Annotated in this window: 14 protein-coding genes; 7 read left to right on the top strand and 7 right to left on the bottom strand. The window is 44.0% G+C overall.

Annotation, left to right across the window (positions count from 1 at the left end; genetic code table 11):
• Positions 1-508 precede the first annotated feature (508 nt).
• Positions 509-2,470 (top strand): SBBP repeat-containing protein, encoded by a 1,962-nt coding sequence (locus N39L_RS05050; protein ID WP_014274491.1) that lies wholly within the window; start codon positions 509-511, stop codon positions 2,468-2,470.
• 77 nt (positions 2,471-2,547) lie between these two features.
• On the opposite strand, the gene N39L_RS05045 is transcribed toward N39L_RS05050, so the two are convergent.
• Complete coding sequence (locus N39L_RS05045; protein WP_014274490.1) at positions 2,548-3,726, bottom strand: hypothetical protein; 1,179 nt, start codon at positions 3,724-3,726, stop codon at positions 2,548-2,550.
• Between the two features lie 256 nt (positions 3,727-3,982).
• Here N39L_RS05045 and N39L_RS05040 point away from each other — a divergent pair, with 256 nt between their 5' ends.
• From N39L_RS05040 to N39L_RS05030, 3 genes are all read left to right on the top strand, one after another.
• The gene (locus N39L_RS05040; RefSeq protein WP_006616497.1) at positions 3,983-5,926 is read left to right on the top strand and encodes an AMP-dependent synthetase/ligase; all 1,944 of its coding nucleotides are present in this window, start codon (positions 3,983-3,985) and stop codon (positions 5,924-5,926) included.
• Between the two features lie 213 nt (positions 5,927-6,139).
• Positions 6,140-6,589, top strand: a complete 450-nt coding sequence (locus N39L_RS05035) for a YlqD family protein (protein WP_014274488.1) — start codon at positions 6,140-6,142, stop codon at positions 6,587-6,589.
• A 190-nt stretch (positions 6,590-6,779) separates the two neighbouring features.
• On the top strand, positions 6,780-8,075 hold the full coding sequence (locus N39L_RS05030; RefSeq protein WP_014274487.1) for a dihydrolipoamide acetyltransferase family protein: 1,296 nt from the start codon (positions 6,780-6,782) through the stop codon (positions 8,073-8,075).
• Here the strand turns inward: N39L_RS05030 and N39L_RS05025 are convergent.
• The gene (locus N39L_RS05025; protein WP_148261843.1) at positions 8,050-9,357 is read right to left on the bottom strand and encodes a hypothetical protein; all 1,308 of its coding nucleotides are present in this window, start codon (positions 9,355-9,357) and stop codon (positions 8,050-8,052) included. The genes N39L_RS05030 and N39L_RS05025 overlap by 26 nt on opposite strands.
• Here N39L_RS05025 and N39L_RS05020 point away from each other — a divergent pair.
• Positions 9,341-10,372, top strand: a complete 1,032-nt coding sequence (locus tag N39L_RS05020; RefSeq protein WP_014274485.1) for a zinc-dependent alcohol dehydrogenase family protein — start codon at positions 9,341-9,343, stop codon at positions 10,370-10,372. The genes N39L_RS05025 and N39L_RS05020 overlap by 17 nt on opposite strands.
• Positions 10,373-10,381: 9 nt before the next feature.
• A complete protein-coding gene (locus tag N39L_RS05015; protein ID WP_006617286.1) occupies positions 10,382-12,586 on the top strand; it encodes a pentapeptide repeat-containing protein in 2,205 nt (734 codons plus the stop codon).
• Positions 12,587-12,669: 83 nt separating this feature from the next.
• Here the strand turns inward: N39L_RS05015 and N39L_RS05010 are convergent, their stop codons facing one another.
• The 5 genes from N39L_RS05010 to N39L_RS04990 all read right to left on the bottom strand — a co-directional run bounded on the left by N39L_RS05010 (position 12,670) and on the right by N39L_RS04990 (position 17,031).
• Positions 12,670-13,704: a CobW family GTP-binding protein gene (locus tag N39L_RS05010; RefSeq protein ID WP_035736279.1), complete on the bottom strand. Its 1,035-nt coding sequence runs from the start codon at positions 13,702-13,704 to the stop codon at positions 12,670-12,672.
• Between the two features lie 54 nt (positions 13,705-13,758).
• A complete protein-coding gene (locus N39L_RS05005) occupies positions 13,759-14,463 on the bottom strand; it encodes a hypothetical protein (RefSeq protein ID WP_006617284.1) in 705 nt (234 codons plus the stop codon).
• 103 nt (positions 14,464-14,566) lie between these two features.
• On the bottom strand, positions 14,567-15,214 hold the full coding sequence (gene folE / locus N39L_RS05000; RefSeq protein WP_006617283.1) for a GTP cyclohydrolase I FolE: 648 nt from the start codon (positions 15,212-15,214) through the stop codon (positions 14,567-14,569).
• Between the two features lie 117 nt (positions 15,215-15,331).
• Positions 15,332-16,150 carry a metallophosphoesterase family protein gene (locus tag N39L_RS04995; RefSeq protein WP_014274483.1) on the bottom strand — a complete coding sequence of 273 codons (819 nt, stop codon included), beginning with the start codon at positions 16,148-16,150 and terminating at the stop codon, positions 15,332-15,334.
• Complete coding sequence (locus tag N39L_RS04990) at positions 16,147-17,031, bottom strand: CobW C-terminal domain-containing protein (protein WP_006617281.1); 885 nt, start codon at positions 17,029-17,031, stop codon at positions 16,147-16,149. Before N39L_RS04990 ends, N39L_RS04995 begins: the two co-directional genes overlap by 4 nt.
• On the opposite strand from N39L_RS04990, the gene N39L_RS04985 reads away from it, so the two are divergent.
• Positions 17,003-18,256 (top strand): FAD/NAD(P)-binding protein, encoded by a 1,254-nt coding sequence (locus tag N39L_RS04985; protein WP_006617280.1) that lies wholly within the window; start codon positions 17,003-17,005, stop codon positions 18,254-18,256. The two genes, N39L_RS04990 and N39L_RS04985, sit on opposite strands and share 29 nt — an antisense overlap.
• Positions 18,257-18,321: the final 65 nt, after the last annotated feature.

The following is an 18,321-nucleotide window of genomic DNA, read 5'->3' as shown; positions in this document are numbered from 1 at the left end:
AATCTAAGTTAATTTAACTGAGGCAATCGTGCAATTAAAGGAACCATAAAACTGGGGTCTTGCTGCTTATCAAGATTTGGGCGCTGGTGCTACCGATGACTCCATGCTGAATGTGAGGTCAATTTTCCCCCAGATGGACCTCAGCAAAACGAGTCCCTAACCCTGGTTTACTCTGTATAATTAAATCATAATTTTCCGCACATTACTCTAAACAATCTACCCCCAATCCAGTTTTGTGAATCAAGTTAATTGGCTCTACAAGCAGCAGCTTTGCGACTTAGGTATTGAGTCCCCTTTGATAACTATTCCTGTTTGAGTTTCCTCTCACAGTCACCGGGGGATTATACCGGAGGGGGGTCAATCTTGAAAGAAGACTTAATTAATCTCAACATAAATGTTAATAAACCTATAGCCAAATCTAAAGAAAAGGCAAAAAAATATCCGACAATTTTATCATGTATAATAATCAATAAATATATCAAACATATAATCTAACTGGTAAAAAATCATGAATAACCACACCAGCAACTATATGGAAAACTCTGGAGTCACAGACCGCGAAGGGTCTGACCCGACTGTGGCAGGGGTTCCCTTTGATTTCGCTTGGGCAAACAGTATAGGGGGAAGTGGTTGGGATGGTGGTGCAGATATTGCGGTTGATCATGATGGTAATGTTTATGTTACTGGTTGGTTTCAAGGTAGCATAGACATCAATGATGACGGCAATTTTGATCTAATTTCTGAGGACGGAATTAGTGGGTTTATTGTGAAATTTAATCAGGCTGGCAGTCTAGTTTGGACGGAAACTATTGGGGGAAGTAATAGTGACTCTGCTAATGGCTATGCTATTACTGTTGATCCCAATGGCAATATCTATGCTACCGGAAGTTTTGGAGGTAGCATAGACATCAATGGTGACGGCAATTTTGACCTAGTTTCTGAGGAGGGAATCAGTAGTTTTATCATTAAATTTAATCAGGACGGGAGTTTAGTTTGGGCAGAAACTATTGGTGGGGATTATTCTCATACCTATGCGATCGCTGTTGATGTTGATGAAAATGTCCATGTTAGTGGTGTATTTAACGGTAGTGCAGACATCAATGGCGACGGTAATTTTGACCTAGTTTCGGCGGGAACTTTTGGAAATGTTGATAGCTATATAGCTAAATTCAACAGTGATGGGGGTTTAGTTTGGGCGCAAAGTATTGGCGGATCTAATTCGGATTATAACTATGGTATCGCTGTAGATAGTGATGGCAATATCTATAGTCTTGGGGATTTTCAAGGTAGCATAGACATCAACGGTGATGGTAATTTTGACCTAGTTTCTCAACCGGGTTTAGGAGGTGCTTATATTGTCAAATTTGATGGTGATGGTGGTTTAGTTTGGGCGGAAAGTCTGCCAGTAGATCAGATATTTGAATTTGGCTATGGGATGACTATAGATAGTGATAGCAATGTTTATGTTGCTGGTCACTTTTTTATCCCACTTCCCGGTTTAGATTATGGTGCTTATCTTGTTAAATTTAATAGTGATGGCGGTTTAGTTTGGGCGGAGTCTCTGGGTGGTAATTTTGGCTATGGTCTGGCTGTAGATCCCGATGATTCTGTGTATGTAGCGGGGACTTTTGTAGATGGTTTAGACATTAATAATAATGGTATTATTGACCTAGTTTCCGAGGGTGAATTGGATGCTTATATTGCCCAATTTAATGGTGATGGGGGTTTAGTTTGGGCTACCAATATTGGCGGCATTGATAACGACTATGGAAATGGTATTGCTATTGATAATGCTGGCAATATTTATGTGATTGGTGAATTTAAGGGCGGTATTGATGTCAATGGTAATGGTAATTTTGACCTAATTTCTGGAGAAAATCATGATGTTTATGTGATCAAATTTGAGACTAATAACCCCATAGAATCTGACCCGGAACCGATTAACCCTGATGATTTGAACCCAATCACGGAACCTTTACCAGGATTCCCTAATCAGTTTTTTGGTACTGACAATGCTGATTTCATTGCCGGTAGTATGTCGGATGAAATATTGCTAGGTTTTAAAGGTGATGATTTTTTATGGGGAGAACATGGCAATAATTTCCTGTTTGGAGGTCAGGGTAATGATACCTTGGTGGCTGGTAATGGTAATAATGAGTTGTGGGGTGATAAAGGTAATGATATTCTCTATGCTGGAACACAGGGGATAGATACTCTGCGAGGGGGAGAAGGTAATGATATCTTCATGTTATTTCCAGGGGATGGCTATAGTGTGGTGGCTGACTTCCAAATTAATCAAGATTTAATTATTTTACCGGGAAATGCGAGTAATTATTATCTGGGTAATTTCCCACAGGGATTAACTAATGCTACAGCTATTTATGAAAGGGGAACTGACCAAATGGTGAGTATTTTAGAGGGGGTAACAAATGTTAATTTAGAAGATAGTAATATCTTCCGGTTTGCTTGAATGAAAAATAAAAGGCGGGTTATATGGTGTCAAATAACGACAATATACCCGCCTGCATATTTGGAGAGGTTTTGGGTTCAAAATCTCTCGCCGACAACGATACTGCGGACTTCTCCATTGCGACGAATGACGGCTTCCTGGTTAGCAACTGATGATAAACTCCAGCCGCTGGCTGCAATACTTTCACCGACATAAATACGGCGCGCTACTCCATTTACTTCAAATAAGGCGGCGGAACGATCGCCTAATTCCAAAATCCCGACTAAGGTATGAATAGCAGCAGCGGGGGAAGTAGTAGTATCTGGTGACACGGCGGCCGTTTCTTCAGGAGGCGCAGTGGGGGGGGTAGGAATTGCTGGAGGGTCAGGAATGCTGACGGGAGTAGAGGCGGTGGTTTCCTCGGTGGTGGTGGGAGCCGGAGAACTAGAGGCGGTGGTTTCAGGAACTACCCCCGATGCTTGACCCCCTGGGGTAGTAGCCTGTGGCTGTGGTGCTGGTTGTTGATTTTGCTGATTTTGGGCTTGCAGACTAGCCATGACTTGATTAGATAAGGCTGCGGTCTGATTAGAGGCTTCTTGAACTGCCTCAGCGACTCGGTTAATGGCAGCAATTAAATTATTGGTATTAGCGAGGGCGGCGGTATCAGGGGCTGGGGCTGGGGCTGGAGTGTCAGGAATTGCTAGGGTAGGGAGTTCCATCATTGGGGGAGCGCCGGGGATGCCTTGAGCCATACCTGGTTGAGTAGCGCCAGCTTTGTTGCGGCTAATGGCTTCAAGCGATCGCTGTAAATAATTGACAAATTTAGCATCTGCCTGGGTTTGTTGGCTCAATTGAGGATCTACGGCTACGGGTGCGGGGGCAAACAGTCGCCCTAGACCGCCTCTAGTTGCCATCCACAGGGACAAAGTAACGACCAGGGAAGCACAGGCGGCGGCTAATAGAATTCTATCAAAGGAATGAGAGCGATCGGCGTTGGCATCGCGCAGTTGAGTTTCTGCGGAAATAGCCACCTCACTATCAGCCTCAGTTTCCACCGAAGGCAGAATAATCTGAGGAACCTTAATAGATTGTAGAGAGACAAACTCCGGCTGTACAGGGTCTTTAGGCAGCTTAGTTATACCACTGAGACTGCGATCGATATCCTGAAAGATGTCATCAATGAACTGATCGGCATGAACATCGATCGCCAATGGTTCCATTGGTACTTGTTCTGCTAAATTGACATCAGAGTTTTGACGTTGGATTTCCTGAACCATCCCTTTATATCCTCCCGACCCATTGGATCAACCTATATCGATTAATATTATGCGATTGTTTGAACCGATCGCCGTTTCTATGATTAACAAATTTTATCTAAAATTGGGTTTTAACTGTCCTAGGGACAATTATATATCTGTCCCCTTGGGTATCTTTAGTGATTACATAAGGATACCATAATCGAAATATATGCTGCTAAGGACGATAAAGATAGCGATCGCCCAATAACATAACTACAGACCCAATTAACTTATGATGGATAACTCTAACCTAACCGCCCAGTATCAATCTGTTCAATCCTTGCCCGAAATTTGGCCAATTCTCGCCCAACAGATCCCGCAACAAGTCGCCCTATTTAACCCCCACAGTCAGCCAGAAGTGCAAATCACCTATAGCGACCTGTGGACTCAGATCCAACAATTTGCCGCCGGACTGCAACAATTAGGAGTTGAACCCGCCGAGGACTTACCTAGTCGGGTCGCCTTATTTGCTGATGATAGTCCCCGGTGGATGATTGCTGATCAAGGTATTCTCACCGCCGGGGCTGCTAATGTGGTGAGAGGTGCGACCGCCGACCCCCAAGAACTCGCCTATATTCTCCAAAATAGTGGGAGTACCGGGTTAGTGGTAGATAACCTAGCCCTACTCCACAAGTTAGAAAAGGCGATCCAAGATTTGCCGATTCGGTTTGTGGTGTTGCTGTCTGATGAAGACATAACTGCAGAGGATAGCCTCAGTATACCGATTGTCAATTTTAGTCAACTGATGACTAAGGGTGAGGATATGACTTTGTTAAATCCCCCCACTACGAAACTGGAAGATTTAGCGACTCTGCTTTATACCTCTGGGACGACGGGGAAACCCAAGGGGGTGATGTTAACTCACCGGAATTTTTTGCACCAACTGATTACTATTGCTGATGTGATTGCGCCACAACCGGGGGAAATTGTCCTGAGTATTCTGCCGACTTGGCATAGTTTGGGGCGGAGTGGACAATATTATTTTCTGTCCCGGGGAACGATGGTGATTTACACTAATATCCGCTATTTTAAGCAGGATTTGCAGGAGTTTAAGCCTCAGTACATGGTTAGTGTTCCTCGCATTTGGGAATCGATTTATGAGGCGGCGCAGAAGCAGTTTCGTGATGGACCCGCCACCCGGCAAAAGTTGGTTAATTTCTTCTTTGGAATGAGCAACCGCTATATTGAAGCCCGCCGCATTGTACAAAAATTGACAATTCCCGGACAAGAGAGTAACAATAACTCATCGACAGCTTTGGCTAAATTGCAAACTATCGTGTTAACTCCTGTTCACGCTTTGGGGGATAAATTGATTTATCAGAAGGTGCGCCAGGCTGTGGGGGGAAAACTCAAGTTTGCTATTAGTGGTGGTGGGTCCCTAGCCATGCACTTGGAAAATTTCTATGAAATTGTGGGAATTGACCTGTTAGTGGGTTATGGGTTGACGGAAACTGCTCCGGTTTTGACGGCGCGACGACCTGGCCATAATTTACGGGGTTCTGCGGGGCGACCTATCCCTGAAACGGAAATTAGGATTATTGACCCGGAGACTCGCCAAACCTATGAACCGGGACATAAGGGGTTGGTTTTGGCGCGGGGTCCCCAGGTGATGAGGGGCTATTTTCAAAATCCTGAAGCCACTGATAAGGCTATTGACCCGGAGGGGTGGTTTGATACGGGAGACCTCGGTTGGCTGACTCCTCAGAAGGATTTGGTGTTGACGGGACGGGCTAAAGATACGATTGTGTTAACTAATGGGGAGAATATCGAACCTCAACCGATTGAGGATGCTTGTGTTCGTAGTCCGTATATTGACCAAATTGTTTTGGTTGGTCAAGACCAGAAGTCCCTGGGAGCGCTAATTGTGCCTAATTTGGATGCGCTGAAACAGTGGGCTAGTGGGCAGGGTTTGGGTCTGCAAGTACCTGGGGAAGAACAACAGGGGGAGGCTGAAAATGCGATCGCTATCGATAGTCAACCTATACAAAGTCTGTTTCGTCAGGAGTTGACCCTACAGGTGAAAAACCGCCCTAGTTTCCGACCTGATGATCGCATTGGTCCGTTTAGGTTGATTTTGGAACCCTTTACTATTGATAATGGCCTACTGACTCAGACTTTGAAAATCAAGCGCCCGGTTGTAATGGAACGTTACCGCGATATGATTGACGAGATGTATTAAACGGGGTCAGCAGTTAAATATTGCCTCAACCATGGCCGGCTTGATGGCCTTTAGGCAACTAAGATAACTTCTGCTGGGTTGCGATCGCCTAACTCTTGTCAACTTCTGAACATAAGTTATTGGCGATCGTTATGATTATTTCGTGGTTTAGACTGTCTAAAACACCCCCTGACTCTCGATTACTGAATTGGTGAAAACTACAGGACACTATACATGGAGATTTCTAAAAATCAACTGCTTCTCAAACGTCCTATCAACGTGAAAGCAGTGGTTACCCCTCGCTGGAAAGAAGAAGCACAACAACAGCTACAAGCTCAAATTAATCAGCTTGATAGTCAGCTTCAACAATTGGAAATGCAAGGACAACGCATGATTGGGGAACTCAAAAAACAAAGCCTACAACCTCCTGGTCCAGAGGCTTTGACTCAAATTGAGAATATCCAAAATCAGGTGAATGAACAAAAAAGTAAACTTCTTGATCAGAAAAATCAGATCCTCCAACAACTTCAGCAATTGCAAACTTTGGAACTAGAACAGGAAGTCAGCCAAGGTCAAATTGAAAGTGTATTTACTGTGGAAAAGGGCGATAACTTAATCCGTAAAATGCAGGTAGAAATTCTCCTGCGAGATGGTGTGGTTGAGGAAATACGCGGTGATATTTAATTAACTGAACGGCGGCAGGCCCTCTGCAGGCTCTAGCCCATCAATCATTAATGATTGCCTATTTTATCCCATCCTATTTTAAAATGGGGAAACATGGATATAAATAGGTTGACTAGCCGCTAAAATTGATGGCTGGCTTTTCCTCCCCGGTATTTTTATGCCGGGTTTTCCAAGCTAATAGGAGGCTATTATGATTCACGAAGTGTTTATGCCCGCCCTCAGTTCGACTATGACAGAGGGTAAAATTGTATCGTGGCAAAAATCCCCAGGCGATCGCGTCGGGAAAGGGGAAACCGTCCTGATTGTAGAATCCGATAAGGCTGATATGGACGTAGAAGCCTTTTATGAAGGCTTTTTAGCTACGATTATTGTTCCTGAAGGGGGAACCGCTGGGGTCGGTCAAACGATCGCCCTCATTGCCGAAACAGAAGCGGAAATTGAGGAGGCGAAAAAACAAGCCACCACCACCGCTACCACCAGCACCACTACCCCACCACCAAAAGCTACCCCTACCCCCTCTGTAGCGACCCCAGAACCAGTGGCGGCGACGGTTGCGATAGAGAATACGCCTAGCCGTCGTAATGGTCGCATTGTGGCTTCTCCTCGCGCTCGCAAATTGGCGAAACAACTTAATGTAGACTTAAATAATCTCCAGGGTACTGGCCCCCACGGTCGCATTGTGGCGGAGGATGTGGAAGTGGCTACGGGAAGGGCTCAGACTCCTACGGTTGCGCCTCAACCTACTGTTTCCCCTGTTGCGACTCCATCACCTATTTCTACCATTCCTACCCCCGCACCAGCCCCGGTTCCCTTGGGAGAGGTTGTGGCGATGAATACTCTACAAAATGCGGTAGTCCGCAATATGTTGGTGAGTTTGCAGGTTCCTACTTTCCATGTGGGCTACACTATCACTACCGACAACTTGGATAAACTCTATAAGCAGGTTAAGTCCAAGGGTGTGACGATGACGGCTTTGCTGGCTAAGGCTGTGGCGATCGCTATACAGAAATATCCTATTGTCAATGCCAGTTATGTGGACTCTGGTATTCAGTACAATAAAGGCATTAATATTGCTGTAGCAGTAGCCATGCCGGACGGGGGGTTAATTACTCCCGTACTCTCCAATGCTGATCAGATTGATATTTATTCCCTCTCTCGCACTTGGAAAGATTTAGTCGCCCGCGCCCGCAGCAAACAATTACAACCCCAAGAATACAGCAGCGGAACTTTTACTCTCTCTAACTTGGGGATGTTTGGGGTCGATCGCTTTGATGCTATTTTGCCTCCCGGTCAGGGCTCAATTTTGGCGATCGGTGCCTCTCGTCCCACCGTGGTCGCCACCGATGATGGCATGATGGGAATTAAACGGCAAATGCAGGTTAACATTACTTGCGATCACCGTATCATCTACGGCGCAGATGCCGCAGCTTTCCTGCAATATCTCGCCCAACTGATTGAAACTAACCCTCAATCATTAACCCTGTAGAAACCCATCTGATGTTGGGTGTGTCACACTGAATCATTACCTGGTCAAACCACCAATGTGATGACGTGACGCACCAGCCAAAAAAGTAGGGTGCGTCACACCGGATCATTACCTGGTCAAACCACCAATGTGATGATGTGACGCACCAGCCAAAAAAGTAGGGTGCGTCACACTGAATCATTACCTGGTCAAACCACCAATGTGATGATGTGACGCACCAGCCAAAAAAGTAGGGTGCGTCACACTGAATCATTACCTGGTCAAACCACCAATGTGATGATGTGACGCACCAGCCAAAAAAGTAGGGTGCGTCACACTGAATCATTACCTGGTCAAACCACCAATGTGATGATGTGACGCACCAGCCAAAAAAGTAGGGTGCGTCACACTGGAACATTACCTGGTCAAACCACCAATGTGATGACGTGACGCACCAGCCAAAAAAGTAGGGTGCGTCACACTGAATCATTACCTGGTCAAACCACCAATGTGATGACGTGACGCACCAGCCAAAAAAGTAGGGTGCGTCACACTGAATCATTACCTGGTCAAACCACCAATGTGATGATGTGACGCACCAGCCAAAAAAGTAGGGTGCGTCACACTGAATCATTACCTGGTCAAACCACCAATGTGATGACGTGACGCACCAGCCAAAAAAGTAGGGTGCGTCACACTGAATCATTACCTGGTCAAACCACCAATGTGATGACGTGACGCACCAGCCAAAAAAGTAGGGTGCGTCACACTGAATCATTACCTGGTCAAACCACCAATGTGATGATGTGACGCACCAGCCAAAAAAGTAGGGTGCGTCACACTGAATCATTACCTGGTCAAACCACCAATGTGATGATGTGACGCACCAGCCAAAAAAGTAGGGTGCGTCACACTGAATCATTACCTGGTCAAACCACCAATGTGATGACGTGACGCACCAGCCAAAAAAGTAGGGTGCGTCACACTGAATCATTACCTGGTCAAACCACCAATGTGATGATGTGACGCACCAGCCAAAAAAGTAGGGTGTGTCACACTGAATCATTACCTGGTCAAACCACCAATGTGATGACGTGACGCACCAGCCAAAAAAGTAGGGTGCGTCACACTGAATCATTACCTGGTCAAACCACCAATGTGATGATGTGACGCACCAGCCAAAAAAGTAGGGTGCGTCACACCGGATCATTACCTGGTCAAACCACCAATGTGATGATGTGACGCACCGACTCAGGACAAATTTTACTAATAGTAAATTAAAGCAGATGAAAGCCATTGTCATGAGCAAAGTTGGAAAACCCGAGGTTTTGCAACTCCAAGAAGTCCCCGACCCCCAAATCAAAACAGCCACCCAAGTTTTAGTCCGACTCAAAGCAGCCGGAGTTAATCCTATTGATACCAAACTCCGCAGTCGGGGCACATTTTATCCTGACCAAATGCCCGCTATTTTAGGCTGTGATGGTGCGGGGGTAGTTGAAGCTGTCGGTAGCGAAGTTGAAGATTTTGCCGTTGGTGATGAAGTCTATTTTTGTGATGGCGGACTCGGCGCACAGACCGGAAATTATGCCGAGTTAACAGTGGTAGAAGAAAAATTTATCACCCGGAAACCTATTTCCCTTGGCTTTGCTGAGGCTGCCGCCGCACCTTTAGTATTAATTACTGCTTGGGAGGCTTTATACGATCGCGGCAGGTTACAACCCGGACAGCAGGTGCTAATTCATGCTGGGGCTGGAGGTGTTGGTCATGTCGCTATTCAACTAGCTAAACTGCAAGGGGCAGAAGTAGCCACTACCGTTAGTTCAACCGAAAATGCCGCTTTTGTTCAGGAGTTAGGGGCTGATTTAGTCATTAATTATAAACAGGAAGATTTTGTCCAGGCTATTCTGCATTGGACTCAAGGTGAAGGCGTAGATTTAGCCTTTGATACAGTCGGGAAAGAAACATTTTTTCAAACTGTTTACACAGTCCGCAATTATGGAGATATTGTCACTTTATTAGAGCCTGATTTTAGCATAGGTAATCTCAAAGATGCCCGAACTAAAAATCTGCGGATTTCTTTGGAATTGATGTTAACTCCCATGCTGCAAAATCGCGAGGATGACCAGTTAGACCAAACTAAGATTTTACAGCAGTGTGCCAGGTTAATTGATGAGAATAAGTTGAATATTTGCCTTAACCAAACTTTTCCCCTGGCGGAAGCGGCGGCTTCTCATCAGTTATTGGAAGCTGGGGGAATGAAGGGGAAACTAGCCTTAGTTATCAATGATAAAGATGATGATGATAATGCTGAAGGTTAGTGGGTTTTGATGAGGCTAATTAAAATTGCCCTGTGTGTTCTGCTGTTGACTGTTTTTATGCTGTGTTCATCCCTATCTGTTCTTCAGGCGGCAAATGGTCAACCAGAACCCACTTTATTGACCTTAGAATTGCTTCAGGAAAGGTTAAATAATCCTAGCAATATTGAGGGAGTCGCCGTCATTAATTTACAGCATTTAATTATTGATATACGCCCCGAAAATGCTGAGTTTAGGAATCAGTTTTATCGACTATTACAAACTACACTTAATCAGTCAACTAAACCTCTGGGATTAGATTTGAGTTATTCTCAAATTCAAGGAGATTTTAATGGGGGTAACTTGGGGGTGAAAGTTCCCCTAATTGAAGAAACTATTAAATCTGTATTTTCCCAGGAAGAAGTCGAGCAAATCAAATCCAAATCAGTCAATTTATCGATTTTTAAATCTCCTCAATCTTCGTCAACTTCTTTGCCTAAATTAACCGTATGGCGGGGACGATTGAAATTAGAAGAAACACAATTTCAGGGAAAAGTTGATTTTCACAATACGTTTTTTCTCAAAGGGGTTGATAGTCGTTCTGCTAATTTTCAGAAAACTGCTAATTGGTCTGATTGTCGGTTTAGTTTGTTGGCGAATTTTGGCGGTGCTAGTTTTCGAGAATCTGTGAATTTTCAACGTAGCTATTTTATCACATCTGCACAATTTAAGCAAGCCGATTTTGAAGGATTAACTGACTTCCAAGGCAGTCATTTTCAGGGGGGTAACTTTTCCAAAGTACGATTTCATGGGGCGGCGGATTTTGACAAAACGGTTTGGGATGAAAGCACAGATTTTAGTGAGTCTTGGTGGTCGGATAGGGGGAGTTTTACTAAGTCTATATTTAATGCCTCGGTGAGTTTTAATCAGTCTCGATTTTCCGGTTCTATGGATTTTAGAGATACTCGCTTTAGTGAAAACTTGAATCTCCGAGAAGCCAGTATTGAGGGATTAATGGATTTTAGTGATGTGGGTTTTAATAAGGGTAAAATGTTGAATATTGACCATTTTATGTTTGACTCTAAATCTGCTCAAATCATGGGAGATCCCGGAATAATTGGTCAATTTATAACTGTTCCAACTCTTCAGGGGAATGAGAATTTACTGCGAAAGTTGATTAGAAATTTTCGGGAACAAGAACAAATTGTTGATGCTAATTATATCGAGTTTTTGCGGGCTAAATTACGATTAAATACTTTGTGGGGACGGATTTTTGGGGTGAATATTAACACCGCTTCCGCTTCCCGGTTGGTGGCTATTGGTTTTGAACCAAAACAGGCGGAAACTATTGTCCGAGTTAGGGAAGAACAACCTTTTCGGAATTTGGTGGAAATTCTCAGGCTGGAAGATATTAATTTAGCGACTTATATTAAGGTATATAATCGAGCGATCGCTAATAGTAAAGAAGCGACTATAGCTGATAACTATAGTAGTTGTTGGCAGCGTTTTTTGAGGATAACTCATCTCAAATATGGGGTCGAAAAACTGTTAACTATCCAACAATGGTTACAGTTGGAAATTTTGCTATTGTTAACTGGATATGGGACGAATTTCCCCCTGATTTTTGGGGTGGGAATAGTGGCGATCGCCTATTTTGGCTTATTGTTTTGGCTGGTAGATAGGGTCAGACGCTGGCGACCATCTCCCATTCTTCCCACCGCTTTAGAAACTACTTGGATGTTGGGAAGTTATGCTATATTTACGGCGATCGGTTTATTAGAAATTTTCTCCGCTTCTACTCAACCAGGACTTACCCTCCTCTGTTTAGGTGTGTTTCTCCTTCCTATTCCGGGTCTAATTTTAGGCATTATTTATCGGCGCGGACGCTATCATAATTTATTGAATACCTCCTATTTGACAGAAGATGGTAGCCTGCGACAGTTACGATTAATGATTGGTCGTCTTCCCATAATGCCGCGTTATCCTCTCTTCCGTGAAAGGTATTTACCGATTTTATGGGATCGGCGTTGGAATTGGTTAAATTACTATGATTTCAGTTTGAATAATTTGCTCAAATTTGGCTTTAATGACCTGCGAATGCGTGATGAATTTATCCCCGGTTTAGTCACCACTTTAGTTTGGTATCAGTGGAGTTTAGGAGTCCTCTATTTGATTCTGCTATTATGGACCCTTTCTCGCACCATCCCCGGGTTAAACCTATTAATTTATTTAAAATAATTATCTGCTAGGGGGGGTTATACTCTCAGTGATTAATTCAGTGATTAATTCCGTTAACCTGACTAAACCACCCCCTAATTAGGTCAGACTAAGCAACTATTTAACTGCTGCTTAATTTCCTCGCTATTGAGATGACGACCAATAAAAACCACCTGGTTTTTAGATTTTCTCAAAGTTTCCCCTAGTTGAATATCATACCGGGGACCGCTGAGTTGAAAAATATAGGGTATTTCACTCTCGCTAAACCAGAGAATCCCTTTAGCCCGAAATACTCCAGTTGGCATTTTTTCAGTTAAAAATTGCTCGAATTTCTTGACATCAAAAGGGCGATCGCTTTCAAATGCAATAGACACAAAACCATCATTTGCTAAATGATCGGAATGGTGATGATGATGATGGTGGTCGTGGTCGTGGTCGTGGTCGTGGTCGTGGTCGTGGTCGTGGTCGTGGTCGTGGTCTTGATACTCTTCAGTAGGCGTTAAACCCACATCCAAAATTAACGGTAATGGAACCCTACCATATTCACTTCTAATAATTCTTGCACCCCGTTTAACGGTGCTAATATAAGCCTCCAATTCTTGCAGCTTCTCAGCAGTCGCCAAGTCAGTTTTATTCAGGATAATCATATCACTGTAGGAGATTTGTTTTAAAGCCGCTTCACTGTCAAAGTGATCTGGCGTAAAACTTTCCGAGTCCACCACACCAATCACAGAATCCAGGTTAGTTAAATCTCTTAATTCCGTACCTAAAAACGTTAAAATAATCGGCAGAGGGTCAGCCACCCCTGTAGTTTCAATCACCATATAATCAATGCGATCGCTTCTTTCCAGAACCCGATAAACCGCATCAACTAACCCCTCGTTAATCGTGCAACAAATGCACCCATTGCTCAACTCCACCATATCATCATCAGTGGAGACAAGCAACTGCGAATCAATATTAATATCCCCAAATTCATTAACCAAAACCGCAATTTTCAAATTATGCTTATTTTCCAGAATTTGATTAAGTAAAGTCGTTTTACCACTCCCCAAAAAACCCGTAATAATTGTCACAGGCATTCCCCGCTTAGGTAAATCTGGAATCAAAGCCGATGATGATTGTGTTGCTCCGGTCATAATCTCCAATTACTCCTATTAAATACCCAACTAAATTATATAGTAATTCCCTGATTAATCATAGTCAACTTTGCAAAATTTAACCTGATTAGAATAAGGATTATATAAAGTATAGGTAGCCGTACCCCAATCGCGACCAACCGCCCCCACTCCGATAACTTTTTTATTTTTCAATTCCACAGTTTGGGAAGGTTGTTGTTCATCCAAAGTTAGAACCGTAGAAGCCACCGAACCCGTCGTCAATTCATACTCAAAAACCTGACCAGACCGCCCACAAAACAACTGATTTGCGCCAACCCTTTGCAAGCGATCCAACATTTTCCAAGCCGGGGTATCAACCGTCAGTTCATCACTCACCCCTACACTACTTCCATGAATTAACAAACAGTCCAATTCTAAAAACCCAAAATTCTGTTCTCGCAGCCATTCAACCGTTTTCCGAGAAACCGATTTCCACAATAACTTAACCGTATCTCCCCCATATTTGTTCAGCAATTCATCACCCTGTACATTAGTCCCCAAACCATACAAATTAAAACACTGTTCCTCCCACCACCCCAGACAAACTTGGGGTTGAATTTCTCCCAACTCATCGGAATTTCTGACCATCTCAACCAGCAATTCACTGTTAGGATTAGGACCCACCAAATCCCCCAAAATATAAAACTGTTCAATCTCAACTTGGCGTTTAATGATATCCTTAACAACTGCTTGATAAGCCACCAAATTTCCTTCAATACCGCTTAAAATAGCCCACATTTCTAGTTAACCATAACTTAAAAGTAAAATAAGGTGTTGAGTTAGGCGCAAACCCAACCCAACTATTGCGATCGCCAAATGGCGAGGATAAAATCCCCAAAAACTAGCTAAAATTCGGGGTATGGCGAATCAAAGACATAAATTCCTGGCGAGTTTTCGCATCCTCAGAAAACACCCCCCGCACCGCACTGGTAGAAGTCCAAGAACCCACCTTTTGTACACCGCGCATGACCATACACATATGGCTTGCTTCCACAACAACAGCCACCCCTTTCGGCTTGAGTAAACCCTGTAAAGCATCCGCAATTTGAGCAGTCAATCTTTCTTGAACCTGTAGCCTTCTACCATACATTTCACAGATACGAGCCACCTTAGATAATCCGATAACTTTACCATCAGGAATATAAGCCACATGAGCGCGACCTAAGATAGGCAAAATATGGTGTTCACAAGAACTAAAGATATCGATATCTCGCACCAAAACCATCTCATCAGTATTCTCATGAAATACCGCACCATTTAGCAGTTCATCCAGAGACTGATGATAACCAGAGGTCAAAAACTTTAAGGCTTTAACCACCCGTTTAGGGGTATCTTTCAAACCTTCCCGGTCGGGATTTTCTCCCAGCCCTAGCAGCAAAGTCCGCACAGCTTGACGCATTTCTTCCTCAGAAACTACAGGTGCTGCTTCGGTGCTAAAATTTGGTAAATTGCCATTAAGACTGGTCGGAATTTCCTTAGCTAAAGTCATGTTTTGGAGTGAAAGTAAACTACAATTGGCAGGCTTAATCTACCCGGACAATTGGGCAAAATAATAATTTTATTATAACATATATTTGCCCAAGTTGCCAGGTTTTTGGAAACTTATTTAACGTTGACAAACATGGGTGGGGTCATCAGCTTTTTCGGCATATTCCAACCCCTGAGATAAACGCCAAGCAAAAATAGGCGGTAAACCCTTCTCAATAATAGCGGCACAAGTTTTGCGATAATCATACTCAACCTCTCGGAGAGTAACCTCTTGGGTATCGGTATCATAAATCACATAGGTAGCATTAGGGCGACCGTGGCGAGGTTCCCCGACAGAACCCACATTAATAACCCGTTTTAAGGGAGTCTGAAAACTGCAATCCTGTTGATTCTCACCCCCACTTATATGGCGGATTTTAACCTGTAGTTGACCCGCTTCTAGCTGTCGGATATAGGGAACATGGGTATGTCCACAAAAAAGCACATCAGCATCAGTAGACAAAACTCTTTCTAACACGGTAAAAGCATCCATATTGGGCATCAAATACTCATGGTTGCTATGGGGAGACCCATGAACAAAACAGAGATTATCCTTCTTCAAACTCAAAGGTAATTGAGCCAAAAATTCCCTGGTTTCTGGGTAGACATTGTTATTAGTCCACTCATGAGCCAAGCGCCCCCTTTGTTCAGCTAATAGGGATGGATAACTGCATTCACAAGCATTTAATCCCTCCACAATATCCTCATCCCAACATCCTTGAACGGTGGGAATATCTAAGGAGCGAATTTGCTCAACTACCCCATGAGGAAAAGGACCATAACCGACCAAATCTCCCAAACAATAAATTTGTTCAGCTTTTTGTTTATCGATATCTAACAAAACTGTATCCAAGGCTTCATAATTACCATGAATACAAGACATGACGGCAATTTTCATACTAAAACCTCCGGTTCCCTAGCTAATGACTCTTGCATTTGTTGCTGATAATAGTGAATATGAGATTCTGGTAAACAGCAATCTTTGAGAGTTTGTGATATCCCCTGTTTATCTAAGCCTTGACCGATAATTTCAAAGCCACTAAATCGGTCAGGTCTCCCGGAAGTGTGGATAGGTAAATCAAGGGCGACAAACTCCCGATTGGCTGTACCAAAGACAAAATCTCCATAAATTGACTCACCGCTAACAATATCAAAAATTCCTTTAGCCCTAATTACCTGACCGTATGCTCCATGAATGAGTTCAAACCAAAACACGGTCAAACTCGCCCAATCGATAATTTCGCCGGATAGTAACCCTTGATGAATTTGCACATCATCAGATATACTCTGCCACAATTCTTGGCTGGGGGCTACATCTGAATTACGGTCAATTATTTGGTCTGACCAATGCTCAAACTCGGAATTTTTCAGGGATTTAGACAGGACAGCAATCCGTTGACAATCGAGGTTATTTAACAAGGGTTCAAAGTTGGATAGTTCCCAATAACAAGGCAATTCAATATAAACATTAACCCCGGATTCAATTAAAGTTAATAGTTCGGTTTCTTGACCACGAGATAGGATGTGCAGATTCGGAAATTCTGTGGCTAAACAGGTTTGATCAATGCACACCCCATTAATCTCTGGGGTGAAATAGCACTGTGGTTGGGGGTTTTGGGCTATCTGTTCTCGAATCCAGTAGGTTTTCCCAGCACCGGGGGGACCTGCGATCGCAAAAATCATGGGATAACAATAATGATAATCATTATCATAGTAACATAACACAGGATTCGAGAAAATTCCCAAAAATATGTTCGATCGCCCTTTACCGAGTTTCATTGACCTAGCGATTGTGGGCTCCGGTCCCCAAGCCCTGACGTTAGTTACCCATATATTGCAGAAACGCCAAAAATTCAGAAATCGATTTATCGTCTTAGACCCCAGCGGGACTTGGTTAGAACAATGGCGACATCAATTTAGGGCCCAGGAAATCCCCCATTTGCGATCGCCAGCAGTTCATCACCCCGACCCCGACCCCTATAGCCTCAGACGATTTGCTGAGAATAGGTCCATGGAATTGTTCCCCCCCTACGACCTACCAGGAACCCAGCTATTTGAGGATTTCTGTGGTGAGGTAGTGAAAAAATGGGAGTTAACAGACCGGGTATATCCGGGAAAAGTCAGCCAAGTGCTACCCATTCAATGGTCCCAAAAGCCCAGATTTCAGATAGTTTTAACTGATGGTAGTTCCTTAATTGCGCGCCGGGTAGTATTAGCAACGGGGGCGGCGGTTCCCAATATTCCCCAGTGGGTAGAAGAAATCAGGACCCCCTATCCTCCCAGTAGCCTTTGTCATTCTCAACAGCTTGATTTGCGGTTAATTAAGGCTCTGTCTGGAGAAGATATTGTAATAGTGGGAGGGGGTTTAACCAGCGCTCATTTGGCTATGGGGGCGCTCAAACGAGGCGCTATGGTGACATTAGTAGTGCGGCGACAGTTGCGCGAGAGGTTATTTGATGCGGAACCGGGTTGGTTAGGGCCAAAATACCTCAAGGATTTTGAAGCCGAGGACTGTTGGTATAGTCGTTGGGAAATGATTAAACAGGCTCGTGATGGGGGTTCGGTGACTCCGGCGCTGATGTTACAGTTAAGACGGGCGGCGCGTCAGGGTAAATTGAGGATTTTAGAAAATACTGAGATTCTCGGCGCGCTTTGGGAGGATGAACAGTGGCGAGTGAGGCTTAATGGGGAAGTTTCACTAATGTTTAATCGGATTTGGTTGGGTACGGGAACTCAATTTAATGCACACCAAGATAATTTACTGGCTGATGTGCTACGAATTTATCCCACGGAGATAATTAATGGTTTACCTGTCCTAGATAGTAATTTGCGGCTTCCTGGGTCTCAATGCTTTGTGATGGGGGGATTAGCGGCTTTGATTTTGGGTCCGGTGGCTCGGAATTTATCGGGGGGAAGAATGGCTGGCGATCGCCTAGTTAAAGCTATTATTAAGCCTAGTCTGACTACCGGGTTTCCGGAGGGGTTGAGAAATGGGGTTTCTTAACCAGATGTCCGGGAGGATGCCGATATTTTCACAGAAACCGGGTTTCTCAGAGGGCCACTCATCGG

The organism is Limnospira platensis NIES-39 (genome assembly GCF_026000695.1).
GTDB classification, from domain to species: Bacteria; Cyanobacteriota; Cyanobacteriia; order Cyanobacteriales; family Microcoleaceae; genus Limnospira; species Limnospira platensis.
This window is presented reverse-complemented; position numbering and strand designations above follow the sequence as displayed.